Raw genomic sequence first — 16,286 nt, 5'->3', positions numbered from 1 at the left:
TTTAGTTCAATCCAAGTGAGCCCCGACTGTCGCCGAGGCCCCCGGATCATCGGGGCAGCCGCAAAGCTGCCCGCAAGTCTTAGATCTTCAGACCACCTTCACGCGCGGCGTCGGCCAGAGCCTTCACCTTGCCGTGGAACAGGAAGCCGCCACGATCGAAATAGGCCTCTTCGACGCCTGCCTTTTTGGCGCGCTCGGCGATGGCCGCGCCCACTTTGGTGGCCGCTTCGACGTTGTTCTTGCCCACAACGCCCAGATCCTTTTCCAGGGTCGAGGCTGCGGCCAGAGTCACGCCACGTACGTCGTCGATCAGCTGAACAGAGATGTTCTTGTTCGAACGGTGTACGGACAGACGCGGACGACCCGCGTTGACCTTGCGAAGTTTGTTCCGAACGCGCAGGCGGCGCTTCAGAAACAGGGTTCTTTTGCTGTTTGCCATTGTCTGCGTCCTTACTTCTTCTTGCCTTCCTTGCGGAAGATGAACTCGCCCTTATAGCGGATGCCCTTGCCTTTGTACGGCTCGGGACGGCGCCATTCGCGGATTTTGGCCGCGACTTCGCCCACCTGCTGCTGGTCGATACCTTCCACAACGATCTCGGTCTGCTTCGGCGCGGTGATGGTGACACCTTCCGGAGCAGTGAAATCAACATCATGGCTGTAGCCCAGGTTCAGCTTCAGGGTATTACCCTGCATCTGAGCCCGGTAACCAACACCCTGGATCTCCAGCTCTTTTTTGAAGCCGTTTGTTACGCCTTCAACAAGATTAGCGACCATGGTGCGGCTCATGCCCCACTGCTGTCGCGCACGCTTGGACATGCCACGGGGATCGATCTTGACCACGTTGTCTTCAACCGACAACGTAACGTCGTCGGTGGCGGTGAAGCTACGAGTGCCTTTCGGACCTTTCACTTCGATGGTCTGACCCGACACAGAGGCGGTAACGCCGCTGGGCAGCTCGACCGGTTTTTTACCAATACGAGACATTGCAGACCTCCTTAGAAGACGGTGCAGAGCACTTCGCCGCCAACATTGTTGGAGCGAGCGTTTGCGTCCGACATCACACCTTTCGGAGTGCTGACAATCGACACGCCCAGACCCTGACGGACCTGCGGGATGTCATTGACGCCCATGTAGACGCGACGGCCAGGCTTGGAAACCCGCTTGAGTTCGCGAATAACAGGGGTGCCTTCGTAGTATTTCAGGCTGATTTCGATGGCCGGATGACCGTTTTCACCGGTCGTCGCTTCGTAGCCACGGATGTAACCTTCGTCCGCCAGCACGTCCAGAACCCAGCCGCGCAGCTTGGAAGCCGGGGTGGAAACGGTGGACTTGCCGCGCATTTGCGCGTTGCGGATACGGGTGAGCATATCGCCGATAGGATCATTCATATCTATGTCTCCCTTACCAGCTCGATTTCACCATGCCGGGGATCTGACCAGCAGAACCCAGCTCGCGCAGCGCGATACGGCTGACCTTCAGCTTACGGTAGTAAGCGTGGGGACGACCGGTCAGCTGACAACGGTTGTGCAGACGGGTAGCCGAGCTGTTGCGCGGCAGTTTCGCCAGTTTCAGACGCGCTTTGAAACGCTCTTCCATCGGCTTGCTCTCGTCATTCGCGATTTCTTTCAGCTCGGCACGCTTTGCGGCATATTTGGCCACCAGGCGTTCGCGCTTCTTCTCGCGTTCGATCATTGCTTTTTTAGCCATGTCTCAATCCTCCCGGCGCTTACGCGTTGAACGGCATGTTGAATGCTTTCAACAATGCCTTTGCTTCAGCGTCGGTTTTCGCTGTGGTGGCAATTACGATATCCAGGCCCCAGACCTCGTCGACCTTGTCGAAGTCGATTTCCGGGAACACGATGTGCTCTTTCATGCCCATGGCAAAGTTGCCACGACCATCGAAAGACGGCTTCACACCGCGGAAGTCACGAACGCGAGGCATCGCGATGGTGATCAGACGATCCAGGAATTCGTACATCCGGTCGCCGCGCAGGGTCACTTTCGCACCCAGCGGCATGTCTTCACGGACGCGGAAACCCGCGATCGACTTCTTCGCCTTGGTTGCAACGGCCTTCTGGCCAGCAATCGCAGTCAGATCCTCGACAGCAGCTTTCGCTTTTTTCGAGTCTTTGACGGCCTCAGCACCACAACCGATGTTCAAAACGATTTTTTCCAGCTTGGGCAGCTGCATGTCGTTCTTGTAGCCGAACTCTTCTTTCAGAGCGGCACGGATGGTTTCGGCGTACTGAGCTTTCAGACGCGGGGTGTAGGTTGCGTTATCAAGCATCGATCACGTCCCCTGTGGTCTTGGCGAAGCGCACCTTCTTGTCGCCTTCCATGCGGAAGCCAACGCGGGTTGCTTTGCCGTTTTTGTCCAGCAGTGCCAGGTTCGACAGCTCGATCGGGTTTGCCTGAGGCAGGCGACCACCTTGCGAGGTTTGCGACTGACGGGTGTGGCGGATGGCGATGTTGATGCCATCGACAACAGCTTTACCGGCTTTAGGATCAACCGAGGTGATAGTTCCCTCTTTGCCCTTGTCCTTGCCGGCCAGCACGACGACCTTGTCGCCTTTGCGGAGTTTAGCAGCCATGATTACAGCACCTCCGGAGCCAGCGAGATGATTTTCATGAAGTTCTTGCCGCGCAGTTCACGAACAACGGGGCCAAAGATACGGGTACCCACGGGCTCGTTGTTGTTGTTCAGGATGACGGCGGCGTTGCGATCGAAACGGATCGCGGTGCCGTCTTCGCGACGGACTTCCTTGGCGGTGCGTACGACGACGGCCTTGCGGACGTCCCCTTTCTTCACGCGGCCGCGCGGGATGGCTTCCTTCACCGAGACGACAATGATGTCGCCTACGGAGGCGTATTTACGCTTGGAACCACCCAGGACCTTGATGCACTGAACTCGGCGTGCGCCGGAGTTGTCAGCGACATCCAGATTGGTCTGCATCTGGATCATGTGGTTTCTCCCGACCTGTGGGGGCTGGTCTCGTTAAATCCCCCAGGGTTTCGACAAATGAAAAGTCCTGGGGGCTTACGCCTCCAGAACCTCCCAACGTTTCGTCTTCGATTTCGGCGCGCATTCGATGATGCGTACGGTGTCACCGACCTTGAAGGCGTTCTTTTCATCGTGAGCCCGGTATTTCTTGGACTTACGGATGGTTTTCTTCAGAACCGGATGCGTAAAGCGACGCTCGACGGATACGGTTACGGTCTGTTCGTTGGCGTCGCTGGTTACGGTGCCTTGCAGGATACGCTTGGGCATCTGATTACTCCTCGGATGCCGCTGCAGCGGCCTTTTCGTTCAGAATGGTTTTGACACGGGCAGCATTGCGGCGGGCCGCTTTGATGCCGGCTGTGTTTTCCAGCTGACCGGTTGCCTGTTGAAAGCGCAGGTTAAAGCTTTCTTTCTTCAGGTTGGCCAGTTCCTCGCGGAGCTGGTCCGGGGTCTTGTCACGCAGTTCTTGGGCGTTCATCGCCTTTTTCCTTTGCTCAAAACACCAGAAGGCCCCCTTACAGGGTCACCTTTGACCTGGTGGATGAATGATAGACATACGAATCGCCCGACAACGCCGGGAGATCGCAGGATGCCGCCGTATAAGGGTTTGGGGGGTGGGTGGCAAGGGAAAGTTTCAAACCGTTTTCGAGCAGATGAAACTACCTGTTTCCAAATTACCGCTGCCCTCTGAAACCGGGCAGCAGATCACTACCGCGACCTTTCTGGATCCCGACAAACGCGGCCGAGTGCTCAGGTACCCTTCTCCTGCATTTTCCGAACCATTTTCAGGCGCGCGCGTCGCGGCAGCAGCGGCATGACCCAACCCAGCACAAACGCGAGCGACTTATCGTTGATCACCGTGAGCTTTCCATCGATCATGGCGTCATAGCCGACTTTGGCCACGGCCTCAGCGGTCGCCCCTTTTTGGGCAACAAGCTTCGTTCCCTCAAGATTTGCAGCAGCAGCAAATTCGGTCACGACATAGCCCGGCTCCAGCGCCGTCACAGTGACGCCCTTACCTTTCAGCTCCTCCGCGAGCGCCTGACTGAAACTCGAAACATAGGCCTTGGTGGCAAAATAGGTCGCCTGCAATGGACCCGGCATATGCGCCGCAGTCGAACTGACATTCAGTATCTTTCCGCCACCGCTACTGATCATATCCGTGCCGAACAGATGACACAGAGAGACAAGGGCTTCGACGTTCAGCCGGATCATATTCAGATCGTCCGAAAGGCGGCGATCCAAAAAAGCCCCATGCCCTCCGAATCCAGCATTGTTGATCAGGTAGTCGACCGTCAGGTCTTTGCACTTGACGGCCTCATAAAGTTTTTCCGCGCCTCCAACAGCACCCAGATCAAGCGGAATGGCAGTGACAGTAACATAGTGGGCTGCCTCAAGCTCTGATCTGAGGGCATCTAACGCATCTCCGCGTCGCGCACTGATGATCAGATTGCCGCCTCGCGACGCATGATAACGTGCCAATTCCCGACCAATTCCGGATGATGCGCCTGTGACGAGAGCTGTTTTGGTCATAGTATCCTCCGACGAAGTAACTGGAGCGCTTTCACCTTGACGCTTTAAGACGCTTCACTCCCATTTATAGTTGAAGCTAACAGAAATCCGCTCGTCCTCGGCCATATTCATCGGCACCTCGTGGCGCAGCCAGCTTTCCCACAGCAGGACGTCGCCCACCTGCGGCTTCATGTAGATGAAAGGCTGTAATTCCCGACGCCCGCCTTTCAGCCTCGTCGGGGCGGCCATCATACGGCCCGAACGTGGGTCTTCCAGTTTCAGTGCACTGGCCCCTTCCGGCATGGACACATAGGTCGTGCCCGAAATGACACTGTGCGGATGCAGGTGACTGGCATGCATTCCGCCCTCGGGCAGGATATTGATCCACAGATCCTCAAGCTTCAACGCGCGGTCGTCCAGATCAAACTCCAAATCCTTGGCGAAAGCCGCGACGTGCTGATCCAGCACTTTGACAAGATCGGCAAATATCGGAAATCGCCAAGGCAAATCGGTCAGCGAAGCATAACTGGTGTAGCCGGGATACGCGTTCGCTTCACACCAGTCCTGCCCGGCCTCATCATCTTCAGCAATAACAAGGCATGAACTTTCCAATTCCTCCGCGTCGATCCTGGGATCGAATTCGGACAAGTTTGCGCGATAGAGACGGGTGACGAAGAGTGATTCAATCTGTGCCATGGGCTGGGCATACCCCAGCCCTCTCGGCAAGACCAGCCGCTTAGGTCTTGATGGGCCCTTTGCCACAGCGTGGTATCGGGCGACCTCCGTCGGCATAGGCGAGGCACAGCACGATCTCATCCGGTTTCGGCGCATCTGGGATGTTCAGCGTCATCGTGTCGAAATGATCGAACGACCACGGATTGTCCTTGTGCCCCAGCGGAAGATCAATCGCGCAACCCGGCGCGCCCAGCTTGGCGTTGGACGGTATCACCGCCTCACCTCCGCCCACCACAGCGCGCATGGGCGCACCGAGTTTGGGGTGGATCACCGCCCCGCCCTGCTCAAGATCGCCGTTCATGCCGACAAGCGCGGCTTTGCCGTACGAAACCGGCGGCCCATCAAGCTGAGAAACTGCCTCAGCGGCGAGTTCCGGGCCCAGAATGGCGCCGATCTCGAACAACTCTGAAAGATCGTCCGAGAAGTGCCCGGCCAAAGGGTTCTGCATCACCGCCATCGCTGCGACTCGACTGATCGGATCACAAGGTTGGCCCAACTGGTCGTTGGTTATGACTTCCTTAATGAGCATCTTTTTGCGTAGCTGAACCATAGGGCCCTCCCATTCCTGCAAGCTAGCCTAGTGGTGCGGCAGAGGGAGGTCGACGTTTTTCACGATCCACGAAGCACGGGCTGCCGAACCAAAAGAAAACCCCCGCCGGTTTCCCGACGAGGGTCATTCTTGTAACGAGTGGGATCAAAGCCCCAATCGCTTACCAGTCTTCGCGGACCACAACGCGGGTCTTGATCGGCAGCTTCATCGCGGCCAGGCGCAGGGCCTCGCGGGCGATGTCGTCATTGACGCCGTCAATTTCGAACATCACACGACCGGGCTTTACTTTCGCGGCCCAGAAGTCAACGGAGCCTTTACCTTTACCCATACGGACTTCGGTCGGCTTCGAGGTCACGGGAGTATCCGGGAAGATCCGGATCCAGACGCGGCCTTGACGTTTCATGTGACGGGTCATGGCACGACGTGCAGCTTCGATCTGACGCGCGGTGACGCGCTCGGGCTGCAGTGCTTTCAGACCGTAGGTGCCAAAGTTCAGATCGGAACCGCCTTTGGCGAGCCCCTTGATCCGGCCTTTGTGCATCTTGCGGAATTTAGTACGCTTTGGTTGAAGCATATCTTTCCCTCCTTAGCGACGACCGCCACCAGCACCACGAGGTGCAGGGCCGTCCTGGAGTTCCTGTGCTTTACGGTCACGTGCCTGCGGATCGTGCTCCATGATCTCACCTTTGAAGATCCAGACCTTGATCCCGATGATCCCGTAAGGAGTCATCGCTTCGGCATGTGCGTAATCGATGTCGGCACGCAGGGTGTGCAGAGGCACGCGGCCTTCACGGTACCACTCGGTCCGTGCGATTTCGGCGCCGCCCAGACGACCAGCGACGTTCACCCGGATACCCAGGGCGCCCATGCGCATGGCGTTCTGAACCGAGCGCTTCATGGCGCGACGGAACGAAACACGACGTTCCAGCTGCTGAGCGATGGACTCGGCAACCAGCTGCGCGTCAAGCTCGGGCTTGCGCACTTCGACGATGTTCAGGTGCAGTTCGCTGTCGGTCATACGAGCAAGCTTTTTGCGCAGAACTTCAATGTCTGCACCTTTCTTGCCGATGATGACACCGGGACGTGCAGTGTGGATCGTAACGCGGCACTTCTTGTGCGGACGTTCGATGATCACACGGGCAACACCGGCCTGCTTGCACTCTTTGTTGATGAACTCACGGATCTTGAGGTCTTCCAGCAGAAGATCACCGTAGTCCTTGGTGTCGGCGTACCAGCGGCTGTCCCAGGTGCGGTTGACCTGAAGGCGCATGCCGATCGGATTGACTTTATGTCCCATTAGGCTTGCTCCTCAACTTGACGCACCTTGATGGTGATCTCCGAGAACGGCTTCATGATCTTGCCGAAACGGCCACGGGCACGCGGACGACCGCGCTTCATGACCAGGTTCTTGCCAACCCAGGCTTCGGCGACGATCAGTTCGTCGACATCCAGGTTGTGGTTGTTCTCGGCGTTGGCGATTGCAGACTGCAGGCACTTCTTGACGTCCTGCGCGACACGCTTGTTCGAGAAAGTCAGGTCAGTCAGAGCCTTCTCAACTTTCTTGCCACGGATCATCTGCGCAACCAGGTTCAGTTTCTGCGGGCTAGTACGGAGCATGCGCGTTTTCGCCATTGCTTCGTTTTCAGCCACGCGGCGGGGGTTCTTTTCCTTGCCCATGACTTACTTCCGCTTCGCTTTTTTGTCAGCGGCGTGACCGTAATAGGTACGAGTCGGAGAGTATTCACCGAACTTCTGACCGATCATGTCTTCCGAGACGTTGACGGGGATATGCTTATGGCCGTTGTACACACCAAAGGTCAGACCCACGAACTGGGGCAGAATGGTGGAACGACGCGACCAAATCTTGATGACTTCGTTGCGGCCCGACTCGCGCGCTGCTTCGGCTTTTTTCAGCACGTAAGCATCGACGAAAGGACCCTTCCAAACAGAGCGAGACATAGATTAACGTCCCTTCTTCTTGGCGTGCCGCGAGCGGATGATCAGCTTCTGGGACGCTTTGTTCTTGTTGCGGGTACGCTTACCCTTGGTGTCCTTACCCCACGGAGTAACCGGCGTACGGCCACCCGAGGTACGACCTTCACCACCACCGTGCGGGTGGTCGATCGGGTTCATTGCAACACCACGAACCGACGGACGAACGCCCTTGTGGCGCATACGACCGGCTTTACCGAGGTTTTGGTTGCTGTTGTCGGGGTTGGACACGGCACCAACGGTGGCCATGCATTCCTGACGGACCATGCGCAGCTCGCCCGAGCTCAGACGGATCTGAGCGTAGCCGCCATCGCGACCAACGAACTGAGCGTAAGTACCGGCCGCACGTGCGATCTGACCGCCTTTACCAGGCTTCATCTCGATGTTGTGGACGATGGTACCAATGGGCATGCCCGAGAAGGGCATTGCGTTGCCCGGCTTGATGTCGGCCTTGGCGGATGCCACGACTTTGTCACCAACAGCCAGACGCTGCGGAGCCAGGATATATGCCTGCTCGCCGTCTTCGTATTTTACCAGTGCGATGAATGCGGTCCGGTTCGGGTCATATTCGATCCGCTCGACGGTTGCCGCGACATCAAATTTGTTCCGTTTGAAGTCAACGATCCGGTAGAGACGCTTTGCGCCACCGCCGCGGCGGCGTGAAGTGATCCGTCCGGTGTTGTTCCGGCCGCCCGATTTGGTCAAACCCTCTGTGAGAGACTTGACCGGACGTCCTTTCCAAAGCTCCGAACGGTCGATCAGCACCAGCCCGCGCTGGCCCGGCGTCGTCGGCTTGTACGACTTGAGTGCCATGCTTTCTGTCTTCCGTTTAGCAAGTGCAGGGATTTCCCCGCTATGTGATAGGCCCCCGTAGGTGCCAAGGGTATAGGGCCCCGAAGGTCCCCGGTTACAAATATCAGAGGCCCCGGAACGAATCCGAGGCCGCAAGATTGGGAGCGTGTAGCAGTGTTGGGGATGGGTGTCTATAGGGTGCGGCCCAAGATTCTTATGGAGACCAAAGAAAAAGTCACCGCAACATTTGCCCCAGGTTTCAATTTCGCAAGTCGCGCGATCAGTGGGTATTACTTATTCGGCCGGAAGAACTCAGGTAACTTGCCACTCACTGATACAATGCGCGAACCTCGGCGAAGGACAACAGGCGGCGGTGTTTTTCGTCCCACAGGTGCAACCGCGCGTTGGCAATGCTCTCACGAATGGTCATCCTGTTGCTGTTTGCCAACTCGTCGTGATCGCGCAGCACTTCGGTCAGGCGGTAGAACGGAATGCGGTTGTACAGATGGTGCACGTGGTGGATGCCGATATTGGCACTGAACCACTGTAGCACCGGCGGCAGAATATAATGCGAGCTTCCGTGCAGGGCCGCCTCGTGCAACTGCCAATCCTTGTCCGATTCCCAATGCGTTTCTTCGAATTGGTGCTGAACATAAAACAGCCATACTCCTGCAGTTGCCGCAATCAGGGTTGAGGGCAGAAAAATCAATAGGACCGGCATCAAGCCGCCATAGTAGTAGACAGCAAAAAGGGCGGTCAGAATAGCTATATTGGTACCCATCGCGCTGACCCAGAACCGAGCGCTACCAGTTAAACCCAAGGGCAGACGGTTTTGGAGCAGGAACAAATAGCCGGGACCAAGTACGAACAGTGTGACCGGATTGCGGTAAACGCGATACCAGAACCGGTTCATGGGAGACTTGGATTGGTACTCAGCCACTGTCAGCGTGTGGATATCCCCCATTCCCCGCTTGTCCAAGTTACCCGAACTGTTGTGATGGTAAGAATGAGTGCGGCGCCAGACATCATAGGGTGTAAGGGTCAGCACCCCGATCACCCGTCCAACCCAGTCGCTGACTGTCCGGTTCTTGAAGAACGCCCCGTGCCCGCAATCGTGTTGGATCGCAAACAGGCGCAGCAGGAAGGCCGCATTCAGGACCGCAATGGCAAATGCCAGCCAGTAGCTGATGGATAATGCCATCCAGGACAGCGCCCAAAGCACAAAGAATGGGATAATGCTGACACCCAGCTCAAAGGAACTGCGCCATTGATTAGGTTCGCGGTATTTGGCAAGCGTCGAAACCCAATCCCGCGCGGCAGTTCTATCCGGGTTTTCCCGGGTCGAGAGAGAGGTTTCGGTCATGCGCCTGCCATGTCTTTTGCTTGTTGGAAGCCGGATAGACTACCCGCGCGACATAGCAAGCGAATTGTGCAAAATATGAGAGTTTAGTGCTCAAATTTTTGTGTCGCCGCGTAAGAACAACCCCCATGAGCACGCCACTTACCTCTCCCCAAAGACGCGTCCAATCACGGACCGCCGGATATATCGATGTGTGGTCTCTCTTCCAGGGTTGCACGTGCTTCTGACGCGTTTCTGATGAGTCAACGCAACTCTTACCCCAACGACCGCCTTCTGCAGAGCGGCTCAGACTCTACCGCGATACGTTGCTTGAGTTTGATATGACCCAAAACCTCGCGAAATGCGCGGTGCTTGGGTTTCCCTTCCAGATAATCCGCCAGTTTGAGCAGGTTGATAGGGTGCTTCGTAATTAACGCCTCGATCCGCTGCACCGCTTCGTCCAGCACGTAGTGATCCACGTACTGGCAGGCCACCTGTGTGGGCGTAAGGAGACAGTAATCCTGCGGACGTTTCTCGGTATAGCGCGTGATGTCGAAGGGCGACGCACCGAGGGCGTGGAACTTGGGGATGTGCACACGCATCTCGGCCTCGACGTGTTCCAACACCGTACCCGAGGTCTGGCGAAACCCCAGCGGACCAAGCTTATCGACCACATGATTGCGCATCGCCGGAGAGATCATGTCCACATCCGCCCGGTCGTATTTCAGATCGTCGAAAACCGACAAAAGCCCCAGCTTTTCATCGGCGATCTGAAAATAGGGCTCGGCGCTGAAAGCCCGCATCTTCTCCAACACCTGCGCACGGGCAGTTTCAGGGTCTGAAACGAAATCGGCCCCGGCGGGTTGAACCGCCGGGGCCGTGAATAGTCGCAGTAAGCGTCGGATCAAAGACCGGTGCTCACGTCGATGGTGTTCCCCTCTTCCAGGGTCACATATGCTTTTTTGACGTCTTTGCGACGGCCCAGCTGGCCGCGGAACCGCTTGACCTTGCCTTTGGTCACGGTGGTGTTCACCGCTTTGACCTTCACACCAAACAGAGCCTCAACGGCCTCTTTGATTTGCGGCTTGTTGCTATCGATCGCCACTTCAAAGACAACCGCGCCGTTTTCGGACGCCATGGTCGACTTTTCGGTGATGACCGGCTTGCGGATCACGTCGTAGTGTTCTGCCTTCGCGCTCATTTCAGACGAGCCTCCAGTGCTTCGACAGCCGCTTTGGTGAGCACCAGAGTGTCACGCTTGAGGATGTCATAGACGTTTGCGCCCATCGACGGCAGGATATCCAGACCTTCGATGTTCTTGGACGCTTTCAGGAACCCTTCGTTCACGGTCGCGCCATCGATGACCAGAGCGCGTTTCCAGCCCAGGTTTGCAACCTGTTTGGCCAGAGCGGCGGTCTTGCCTTCGGCTTCGGCGTTCTCGATTACGACCAGTTCACCTGCCTTGGCTTTTGCCGACAGAGCGTGGCGCAGGCCAAGCTTGCGGAACTTCTTCGGCAGGTCGTGGCCGTGCGAACGCACGACGGGGCCTTTGTAGATACCACCACCACGGAAGATCGGTGCGTTACGGTCACCATGGCGTGCGCCACCGGTGCCCTTCTGGCGATAGATCTTCTTGGTCGAGTAGCTGGTTTCCGAGCGGGTCTTGACCTTGTGGGTGCCGGCCTGCGCGTTGTTGCGCTGCCAACGGACCACACGGTGCAGGATGTCCGCGCGCGGCTCGAGGCCGAACAGGTCCGCATCCAGCTCGATGTTGCCGGCTTTGCCGCCGTCCAGTTTGATTACATCAAGTTTCATGCTTCACCACCTTCCGCGGGGGCTTCTTCCGCAGGTGCTTCGGTTGCAGCCGATTTCACAGCAGCCGGGAAAGGCAGGCCTTCCGGTGCTTTCTTCTTGACGGCGTCCTTGACAGTGACCCAGCCCGATTTCGGTCCGGGAACGGCGCCTTTGATGAAGACCAGACCACGGTCGGCGTCGGTTTTGACAACCTCCAGGTTCTGAGTGGTAACACGGGCAGCACCCATGTGACCGGCCATCTTCTTGCCTTTGAACACCTTGCCCGGATCCTGACACTGACCGGTCGAACCGTGCGAACGGTGGCTGATCGAAACACCGTGCGAGGCGCGCAGACCACCAAAGTTCCAGCGCTTCATTGCACCGGCAAAGCCTTTACCGATCGAGGTGCCCGAAACGTCAACCTTCTGACCTTCCAGGAAGTGTTCCGCCGAAATCTCGGCGCCCACATCGATCAGGCCATCTTCGGAGACGCGGAACTCGGCCAGCTTACGCTTGGGCTCGACCTTGGCAGCGGCATAGTGACCGCGCATGGCCTTCGAGGTGCGTTTTGCTTTGGCAGCACCGGCGCCCAGCTGAACGGCAGTGTAGCCGTCTTTGTCAGCGGTGCGCTGTGCAACGACCTGCAGGTTGTCCAGGTGGAGAACGGTCACAGGGATCTGCTTGCCGTCTTCCATGAACAGGCGGGTCATGCCAACTTTTTTTGCGATAATACCAGAGCGCATAATCTATACCCTCCGATCTTACGACTGCAGCTTGATCTCGACGTCCACACCAGCAGCGAGGTCGAGCTTCATCAGCGCGTCAACGGTCTGGGGGGTCGGATCAACGATGTCCAAGAGACGCTTGTGCGTACGGATCTCGAACTGGTCGCGGGATTTCTTGTCAACGTGAGGGCCACGGAGAACCGTGAACTTCTCAATCTTGTTCGGCAGCGGGATCGGGCCGCGCACGTTCGCGCCGGTCCGCTTGGCAGTGTTGACGATCTCTTGCGTGCTGGCATCCAGAACGCGATAGTCAAATGCCTTCAGCCGAATACGGATGTTTTGGCTTTGCATAGATACAGCCTTTTATCAGGCGTTGAGGTTGAGAGGAGGACAGACGCGCATCGCCAACCCTCATCGAACCCAAAAGGCGGGAATCACCCCGCCTTGATGTTCTTGTTGAGAACTCGCGCGTATTAGTGGGGTTGGTGGGGTTTGGCAAGGGCAATTCTACTGTCTCCAATAAATAGACTGTCACACCTGAAGAAATTCCAATACTTCATTGCTTTGAAGAGTTATCAGCTGCTGAACAAAATCATCGGGTACTTTTCTACCTGTAGCCTGCTCAGTTTCGTTCACTCCTACCATTCTCAAAAGACGTTTAACTTTGCGCTCTTTTTTGGGGCTGTTCCAAGTCTTGTGAATACCATTTGCTGGGCTCGATACACCAGCGCTCAAAAATTGTAGAAGTGCAGTTTTCAGGTAGCTCTCGATTGGAACATGTCGAAGCAAATACTGATCGTAATGTTCAACTGCTTCGTGAACCATTCGGATTATCGATGCTGCCTCTTTAAAGGTTGGAGGTGAACCAGCTTTGAAATGAGAAACAAATTCTTCAATTTTCAAGCCACTATACTCACTTGAAAACGTTTTTGAGTTACCCAAAAGTAGTCTGGCTGTGCGCTTATCCAACGAAGGCGTTGAAAGGCTGTGAACCCGTCTATTTCGCCAATCAATGGCAACTGAAAGTGCCGCTTTTTGGTAGCGCGGCAAAGGAGCAAGTCGTTCGTCGAAAACTTCAAGCCGCCTCGCTACGCTTTGGCCAGTCGCATTCATTTTAGTTAGAAAATCAGATTCTGAAAGCGCGCACGGTTTGCGAACAGTCGTCATCATATATGTATCAAACGCGTCAATTGCGCGAACCAAGGCAAGGTCTAAGACGAACTCTCTACTTCGATCCGCTGATCGCGGGACAGATTGTGGATTCCAGCTTGTGTGGAACTCTTTCTCAATACCCGCACGGCCCGATCTAACTCCGTTCAAACCGACCAAAATTGTGATCAGGAAATGGTTAGCTTGACCCAGCATTTCTTTGAACGCCCGCCGCGCCAGTGTTCTGTTCAGTTCGTACATAGCGTTCTCGCGAAAAACATGATGCCGCGTGCGACTCGAACGCACCCGTCCACTTTAAAGGAGCATTTAGAGCTACTTGAAGGCGGGGCTCAACCCTGAGCTTACGGCAACTCTCTCTTGAGTAGATCATCAAAATGTTCTTAGCAATGTAAAAAAGGCCGCCCCTTTTGGAGCGGCCTACTTAGGCTCACCGATGTGCCGGGCTGAACCCCGACCTACCGTGATTACTCGATGACTTTCGACACAACACCGGCGCCGACAGTGCGACCGCCTTCGCGGATCGCGAAGCGCAGACCGTCTTCCATCGCGATCGGCGCGATCAGCTCAACGGTGAAGCCAAAGCTGTCGCCGGATAAAACCAATTCGGTGACGTCTCAGTTCCCAAAACCCACAGGCTAGTTCCTAACAAGCCACGGGGCTTCAACCTTCATGCCTTGATAGACCGCGTGCATGAAAAGGTGTGCAATCACAGGGTCATTTGAAAATGGCGAGAATTGCAGATTTCCCTCTCTGACATCGCCTTCCGCTTCATAGACCACCTCGTCGCCTTTAATCGTTACACGCACTTCAAGCTCCGCCAGTGTTTCCGGATCGACGGCAGTAGGATCGTCCGACAAAATCACAAAGTCCGCGACTTTTCCAACTTCGATAGACCCCTTCTCGTCTTCTTCAAAATGCTGCCAGGCGGGCCAGATTGTCATGGCTTTCAAGGCGGTCATAACGTCGACTCTTTGATGGGGGCCCAAAATGTCACCAGACCGTGTGCGGCGGGTTACCGTCGCGGCGAGAACACGCATGCTGTTCGGAAAGGCGACCGGCGCATCGTGATGCGTGCCGAACATCATGCCACGCTCGTGCAGCCATCCTGTAGGCGAAATATTTTCCGCATTTATCGGCCCGACAGTATGATCCCGGTGCCAATCGCCCCAATAGAACGTATGCATCGGAAAGAGCGACGGAAACACACCAAGGCGCTTAAGGCTTGCGACCTGATCCTCTCGAAGGAACTGACCGTGAATCAGAACGGGGCGGTTGCCGGGATCGCCATACTTGATCTGTGCCTCTTCTAGTGCAGCAATCAGCATGTCAGATGCCCCTTCACCGTTGGAATGCACGAGGATTTGGAAATCGTTGTCGTAACACCAATTCACCGCGTCCTGGAGTTGCTCAATCGTGATGGCTGCGTATCCTGCGTAGCCGGCAGCATAGTTCCCAACCGGATCATAATAGGGCCGATCCCTTAAAGCGGTGAAACCTTGCGGCGAGCCATCAATTGTAAGTTTACAGCCCCCGACCCGAACCCTGTTTTCGTAGCTTTTCGAAGTGTTCGCACCAATAAACTCTTTCGACTCAAGAACATCCGGGAAGGCTACTACATCGATTGGAAGAGCTTCTTCCGCAGCAACTTTCCTGAGAACCTCGACAATCTGACCTGATGATCGGCCTTCCTGCCCGGTCGTATATCCAAACTTTGCCCAAAGGTCGGTTCCAGCTCGGGCAAATGCTGCCAGACCCTCTTCACCCAGATTTCCCAGCAAGGGAACGAGAACAGAAAAGAACGCGTACTCCTCCAGAACACCGTTTGGCTCTCCGGCCTCATCGCGTTGGATCACCCCGCCCGGAGGTGCTTCGGAAGCCGCCGTTATACCAGCCAATTCCAAAGCTTTCGAGTTTGCGACACCTATATGTCCAGACTGATGAATAATGACGACCGGCAAGTCTTCAGACACAATGTCCAGCTCTTGTCGTGTTGGGTGACGGAGTTCCCTTAATTGAGCATTGTCGTAACCAAAGCCGATGATCATTTTGACCTGCTCAACGGCTTGCGCATTCTCCTCGGCCCAGTCAGTCAGCGTGGATTGCAGACTGGCGATATCAATGACATCCCCATCCGGTGGCGCAAGAAGGTTAGCGGACAGTGCCTGCAAGCCGCCCATGACGACATGTCCGTGGCTATCAACGAAACCCGGAAGCATCGCGCGCCCTTCCAGATCATAGGTTTCGGTTTCCTCACCCTGATGCACCGACAAGTCAGATAGCGACCCAACCGCAAGAATGCGCCCGTCTTTGACTGCGACAGCTTCGGCGGACGGAGCCGTATCGTTCATCGTTACAATTGGTCCGCCCAAATAGATCCGATCCGCGATCTGTTGTGAGGACGCAGAAGTAGATGAGAAAGCAACCGCTGCGACAAGACAAACTGAACGCGCCCAAAAGTGCATCTTATGACCTCTTTCTAATTGCAATGTCTCAATACTAAAGAAGTTAGCATTACTGTTGGCTTAGGCAAAAACGAAAAAGGGCGCCCCGAGGGACGCCCTTTCTTTGTATATTCGCTTACGCGAATTACTCGATGATTTTCGAGACGACGCCGGCGCCGACGGTGCGGCCGCCTTCGCGGATCGCAAAGCGCAGGCCGTCTTCCATCGCGATCGG

Annotated in this window: 26 protein-coding genes and 1 pseudogene; all 27 read right to left on the bottom strand. The window is 56.0% G+C overall.

The features are described 5' to 3' along the window. Positions 1-79: 79 nt before the first annotated feature. Complete coding sequence (rplR, locus tag ACR0AW_RS18435; protein ID WP_170392895.1) at positions 80-439, bottom strand: 50S ribosomal protein L18; 360 nt, start codon at positions 437-439, stop codon at positions 80-82. Positions 440-450: 11 nt separating this feature from the next. Continuing rightward, positions 451-984, bottom strand: a complete 534-nt coding sequence (gene rplF, locus ACR0AW_RS18430; protein ID WP_170392896.1) for a 50S ribosomal protein L6 — start codon at positions 982-984, stop codon at positions 451-453. 11 nt (positions 985-995) lie between these two features. Further along, entirely contained in the window at positions 996-1,388 is a 393-nt protein-coding gene (rpsH, locus tag ACR0AW_RS18425; RefSeq protein WP_010437099.1) for a 30S ribosomal protein S8, read from the bottom strand. A 13-nt stretch (positions 1,389-1,401) separates the two neighbouring features. After that, the gene (rpsN, locus tag ACR0AW_RS18420) at positions 1,402-1,707 is read right to left on the bottom strand and encodes a 30S ribosomal protein S14 (RefSeq protein WP_010437098.1); all 306 of its coding nucleotides are present in this window, start codon (positions 1,705-1,707) and stop codon (positions 1,402-1,404) included. Positions 1,708-1,726: 19 nt separating this feature from the next. Beyond that, positions 1,727-2,287, bottom strand: a complete 561-nt coding sequence (rplE, locus tag ACR0AW_RS18415) for a 50S ribosomal protein L5 (RefSeq protein ID WP_170392897.1) — start codon at positions 2,285-2,287, stop codon at positions 1,727-1,729. Next, positions 2,280-2,591, bottom strand: coding sequence for a 50S ribosomal protein L24 (rplX, locus tag ACR0AW_RS18410; protein WP_010437096.1), 312 nt, complete (start codon positions 2,589-2,591; stop codon positions 2,280-2,282). Before rplX ends, rplE begins: the two co-directional genes overlap by 8 nt. Before the next feature lie 2 nt (positions 2,592-2,593). Beyond that, positions 2,594-2,962 (bottom strand): 50S ribosomal protein L14, encoded by a 369-nt coding sequence (gene rplN / locus ACR0AW_RS18405; RefSeq protein ID WP_008757934.1) that lies wholly within the window; start codon positions 2,960-2,962, stop codon positions 2,594-2,596. Positions 2,963-3,037: 75 nt separating this feature from the next. Further along, positions 3,038-3,268, bottom strand: a complete 231-nt coding sequence (gene rpsQ, locus ACR0AW_RS18400) for a 30S ribosomal protein S17 (protein WP_068340771.1) — start codon at positions 3,266-3,268, stop codon at positions 3,038-3,040. Between the two features lie 4 nt (positions 3,269-3,272). Continuing rightward, positions 3,273-3,479 (bottom strand): 50S ribosomal protein L29, encoded by a 207-nt coding sequence (rpmC, locus tag ACR0AW_RS18395; RefSeq protein ID WP_010437082.1) that lies wholly within the window; start codon positions 3,477-3,479, stop codon positions 3,273-3,275. Between the two features lie 272 nt (positions 3,480-3,751). Beyond that, positions 3,752-4,534 carry an SDR family NAD(P)-dependent oxidoreductase gene (locus tag ACR0AW_RS18390; protein WP_170733973.1) on the bottom strand — a complete coding sequence of 261 codons (783 nt, stop codon included), beginning with the start codon at positions 4,532-4,534 and terminating at the stop codon, positions 3,752-3,754. 54 nt (positions 4,535-4,588) lie between these two features. Next, complete coding sequence (locus ACR0AW_RS18385; protein ID WP_170392899.1) at positions 4,589-5,209, bottom strand: 2OG-Fe(II) oxygenase family protein; 621 nt, start codon at positions 5,207-5,209, stop codon at positions 4,589-4,591. 40 nt (positions 5,210-5,249) lie between these two features. After that, entirely contained in the window at positions 5,250-5,798 is a 549-nt protein-coding gene (locus ACR0AW_RS18380; RefSeq protein ID WP_170733972.1) for an amino acid synthesis family protein, read from the bottom strand. A gap of 160 nt (positions 5,799-5,958) precedes the next feature. After that, on the bottom strand, positions 5,959-6,372 hold the full coding sequence (gene rplP / locus ACR0AW_RS18375; RefSeq protein WP_039538270.1) for a 50S ribosomal protein L16: 414 nt from the start codon (positions 6,370-6,372) through the stop codon (positions 5,959-5,961). A 12-nt stretch (positions 6,373-6,384) separates the two neighbouring features. Then, positions 6,385-7,095, bottom strand: a complete 711-nt coding sequence (gene rpsC / locus ACR0AW_RS18370) for a 30S ribosomal protein S3 (RefSeq protein WP_008758042.1) — start codon at positions 7,093-7,095, stop codon at positions 6,385-6,387. Beyond that, positions 7,095-7,475 (bottom strand): 50S ribosomal protein L22, encoded by a 381-nt coding sequence (gene rplV, locus ACR0AW_RS18365; protein WP_039538267.1) that lies wholly within the window; start codon positions 7,473-7,475, stop codon positions 7,095-7,097. The genes rpsC and rplV overlap by 1 nt, the downstream gene beginning before the upstream one ends. Positions 7,476-7,478: 3 nt before the next feature. Further along, the gene (gene rpsS / locus ACR0AW_RS18360) at positions 7,479-7,757 is read right to left on the bottom strand and encodes a 30S ribosomal protein S19 (protein WP_010437056.1); all 279 of its coding nucleotides are present in this window, start codon (positions 7,755-7,757) and stop codon (positions 7,479-7,481) included. A 3-nt stretch (positions 7,758-7,760) separates the two neighbouring features. Continuing rightward, positions 7,761-8,603 (bottom strand): 50S ribosomal protein L2, encoded by an 843-nt coding sequence (rplB, locus tag ACR0AW_RS18355; protein WP_008757664.1) that lies wholly within the window; start codon positions 8,601-8,603, stop codon positions 7,761-7,763. 307 nt (positions 8,604-8,910) lie between these two features. Continuing rightward, positions 8,911-9,945, bottom strand: coding sequence for a fatty acid desaturase (locus tag ACR0AW_RS18350; protein ID WP_170733971.1), 1,035 nt, complete (start codon positions 9,943-9,945; stop codon positions 8,911-8,913). Positions 9,946-10,196: 251 nt separating this feature from the next. Next, a complete protein-coding gene (locus ACR0AW_RS18345) occupies positions 10,197-10,829 on the bottom strand; it encodes a hypothetical protein (RefSeq protein WP_170515965.1) in 633 nt (210 codons plus the stop codon). Continuing rightward, positions 10,826-11,122 carry a 50S ribosomal protein L23 gene (locus tag ACR0AW_RS18340; protein WP_010437040.1) on the bottom strand — a complete coding sequence of 99 codons (297 nt, stop codon included), beginning with the start codon at positions 11,120-11,122 and terminating at the stop codon, positions 10,826-10,828. Before ACR0AW_RS18340 ends, ACR0AW_RS18345 begins: the two co-directional genes overlap by 4 nt. Further along, the gene (gene rplD / locus ACR0AW_RS18335; RefSeq protein WP_010437039.1) at positions 11,119-11,736 is read right to left on the bottom strand and encodes a 50S ribosomal protein L4; all 618 of its coding nucleotides are present in this window, start codon (positions 11,734-11,736) and stop codon (positions 11,119-11,121) included. Before rplD ends, ACR0AW_RS18340 begins: the two co-directional genes overlap by 4 nt. After that, positions 11,733-12,458: a 50S ribosomal protein L3 gene (rplC, locus tag ACR0AW_RS18330; protein ID WP_170515968.1), complete on the bottom strand. Its 726-nt coding sequence runs from the start codon at positions 12,456-12,458 to the stop codon at positions 11,733-11,735. The genes rplD and rplC overlap by 4 nt, the downstream gene beginning before the upstream one ends. A gap of 18 nt (positions 12,459-12,476) precedes the next feature. Further along, positions 12,477-12,791: a 30S ribosomal protein S10 gene (gene rpsJ, locus ACR0AW_RS18325; RefSeq protein ID WP_008756422.1), complete on the bottom strand. Its 315-nt coding sequence runs from the start codon at positions 12,789-12,791 to the stop codon at positions 12,477-12,479. Between the two features lie 180 nt (positions 12,792-12,971). Beyond that, entirely contained in the window at positions 12,972-13,850 is an 879-nt protein-coding gene (locus ACR0AW_RS18320; protein WP_170733969.1) for a hypothetical protein, read from the bottom strand. Positions 13,851-14,074: 224 nt separating this feature from the next. Further along, a pseudogene (locus tag ACR0AW_RS18315) lies at positions 14,075-14,218 on the bottom strand (EF-Tu C-terminal domain-related protein); the annotation flags it as partial. 27 nt (positions 14,219-14,245) lie between these two features. After that, positions 14,246-15,958: an amidohydrolase gene (locus ACR0AW_RS18310; RefSeq protein ID WP_480439410.1), complete on the bottom strand. Its 1,713-nt coding sequence runs from the start codon at positions 15,956-15,958 to the stop codon at positions 14,246-14,248. A gap of 238 nt (positions 15,959-16,196) precedes the next feature. Beyond that, positions 16,197-16,286 (bottom strand): EF-Tu C-terminal domain-related protein (locus ACR0AW_RS18305; RefSeq protein WP_211330766.1); only part of this gene is annotated, 90 nt, incomplete at its 5' end.

This window comes from Ruegeria sp. C5 (assembly GCF_056537605.1).
The sequence above is the reverse complement of the archived record's forward strand: the minus strand, read 5'-3'. Positions and strand labels throughout refer to the sequence as shown.

Excerpts from the sequence above, each read along its gene's own strand:
- rplR (WP_170392895.1), bottom strand. The coding sequence starts at position 439 with ATGGCAAACAGCAAAAGAACCCTGTTTCTGAAGCGCCGCCTGCGCGTT.
- rplF (WP_170392896.1), bottom strand. The coding sequence starts at position 984 with ATGTCTCGTATTGGTAAAAAACCGGTCGAGCTGCCCAGCGGCGTTACC.
- rpsH (WP_010437099.1), bottom strand. The coding sequence starts at position 1,388 with ATGAATGATCCTATCGGCGATATGCTCACCCGTATCCGCAACGCGCAA.
- rpsN (WP_010437098.1), bottom strand. The coding sequence starts at position 1,707 with ATGGCTAAAAAAGCAATGATCGAACGCGAGAAGAAGCGCGAACGCCTG.
- rplE (WP_170392897.1), bottom strand. The coding sequence starts at position 2,287 with ATGCTTGATAACGCAACCTACACCCCGCGTCTGAAAGCTCAGTACGCC.
- rplX (WP_010437096.1), bottom strand. The coding sequence starts at position 2,591 with ATGGCTGCTAAACTCCGCAAAGGCGACAAGGTCGTCGTGCTGGCCGGC.
- rplN (WP_008757934.1), bottom strand. The coding sequence starts at position 2,962 with ATGATCCAGATGCAGACCAATCTGGATGTCGCTGACAACTCCGGCGCA.
- rpsQ (WP_068340771.1), bottom strand. The coding sequence starts at position 3,268 with ATGCCCAAGCGTATCCTGCAAGGCACCGTAACCAGCGACGCCAACGAA.
- rpmC (WP_010437082.1), bottom strand. The coding sequence starts at position 3,479 with ATGAACGCCCAAGAACTGCGTGACAAGACCCCGGACCAGCTCCGCGAG.
- ACR0AW_RS18390 (WP_170733973.1), bottom strand. The coding sequence starts at position 4,534 with ATGACCAAAACAGCTCTCGTCACAGGCGCATCATCCGGAATTGGTCGG.
- ACR0AW_RS18385 (WP_170392899.1), bottom strand. The coding sequence starts at position 5,209 with ATGGCACAGATTGAATCACTCTTCGTCACCCGTCTCTATCGCGCAAAC.
- ACR0AW_RS18380 (WP_170733972.1), bottom strand. The coding sequence starts at position 5,798 with ATGGTTCAGCTACGCAAAAAGATGCTCATTAAGGAAGTCATAACCAAC.
- rplP (WP_039538270.1), bottom strand. The coding sequence starts at position 6,372 with ATGCTTCAACCAAAGCGTACTAAATTCCGCAAGATGCACAAAGGCCGG.
- rpsC (WP_008758042.1), bottom strand. The coding sequence starts at position 7,095 with ATGGGACATAAAGTCAATCCGATCGGCATGCGCCTTCAGGTCAACCGC.
- rplV (WP_039538267.1), bottom strand. The coding sequence starts at position 7,475 with ATGGGCAAGGAAAAGAACCCCCGCCGCGTGGCTGAAAACGAAGCAATG.
- rpsS (WP_010437056.1), bottom strand. The coding sequence starts at position 7,757 with ATGTCTCGCTCTGTTTGGAAGGGTCCTTTCGTCGATGCTTACGTGCTG.
- rplB (WP_008757664.1), bottom strand. The coding sequence starts at position 8,603 with ATGGCACTCAAGTCGTACAAGCCGACGACGCCGGGCCAGCGCGGGCTG.
- ACR0AW_RS18350 (WP_170733971.1), bottom strand. The coding sequence starts at position 9,945 with ATGACCGAAACCTCTCTCTCGACCCGGGAAAACCCGGATAGAACTGCC.
- ACR0AW_RS18340 (WP_010437040.1), bottom strand. The coding sequence starts at position 11,122 with ATGAGCGCGAAGGCAGAACACTACGACGTGATCCGCAAGCCGGTCATC.
- rplD (WP_010437039.1), bottom strand. The coding sequence starts at position 11,736 with ATGAAACTTGATGTAATCAAACTGGACGGCGGCAAAGCCGGCAACATC.
- rplC (WP_170515968.1), bottom strand. The coding sequence starts at position 12,458 with ATGCGCTCTGGTATTATCGCAAAAAAAGTTGGCATGACCCGCCTGTTC.
- rpsJ (WP_008756422.1), bottom strand. The coding sequence starts at position 12,791 with ATGCAAAGCCAAAACATCCGTATTCGGCTGAAGGCATTTGACTATCGC.
- ACR0AW_RS18320 (WP_170733969.1), bottom strand. The coding sequence starts at position 13,850 with ATGTACGAACTGAACAGAACACTGGCGCGGCGGGCGTTCAAAGAAATG.
- ACR0AW_RS18310 (WP_480439410.1), bottom strand. The coding sequence starts at position 15,958 with ATGAACGATACGGCTCCGTCCGCCGAAGCTGTCGCAGTCAAAGACGGG.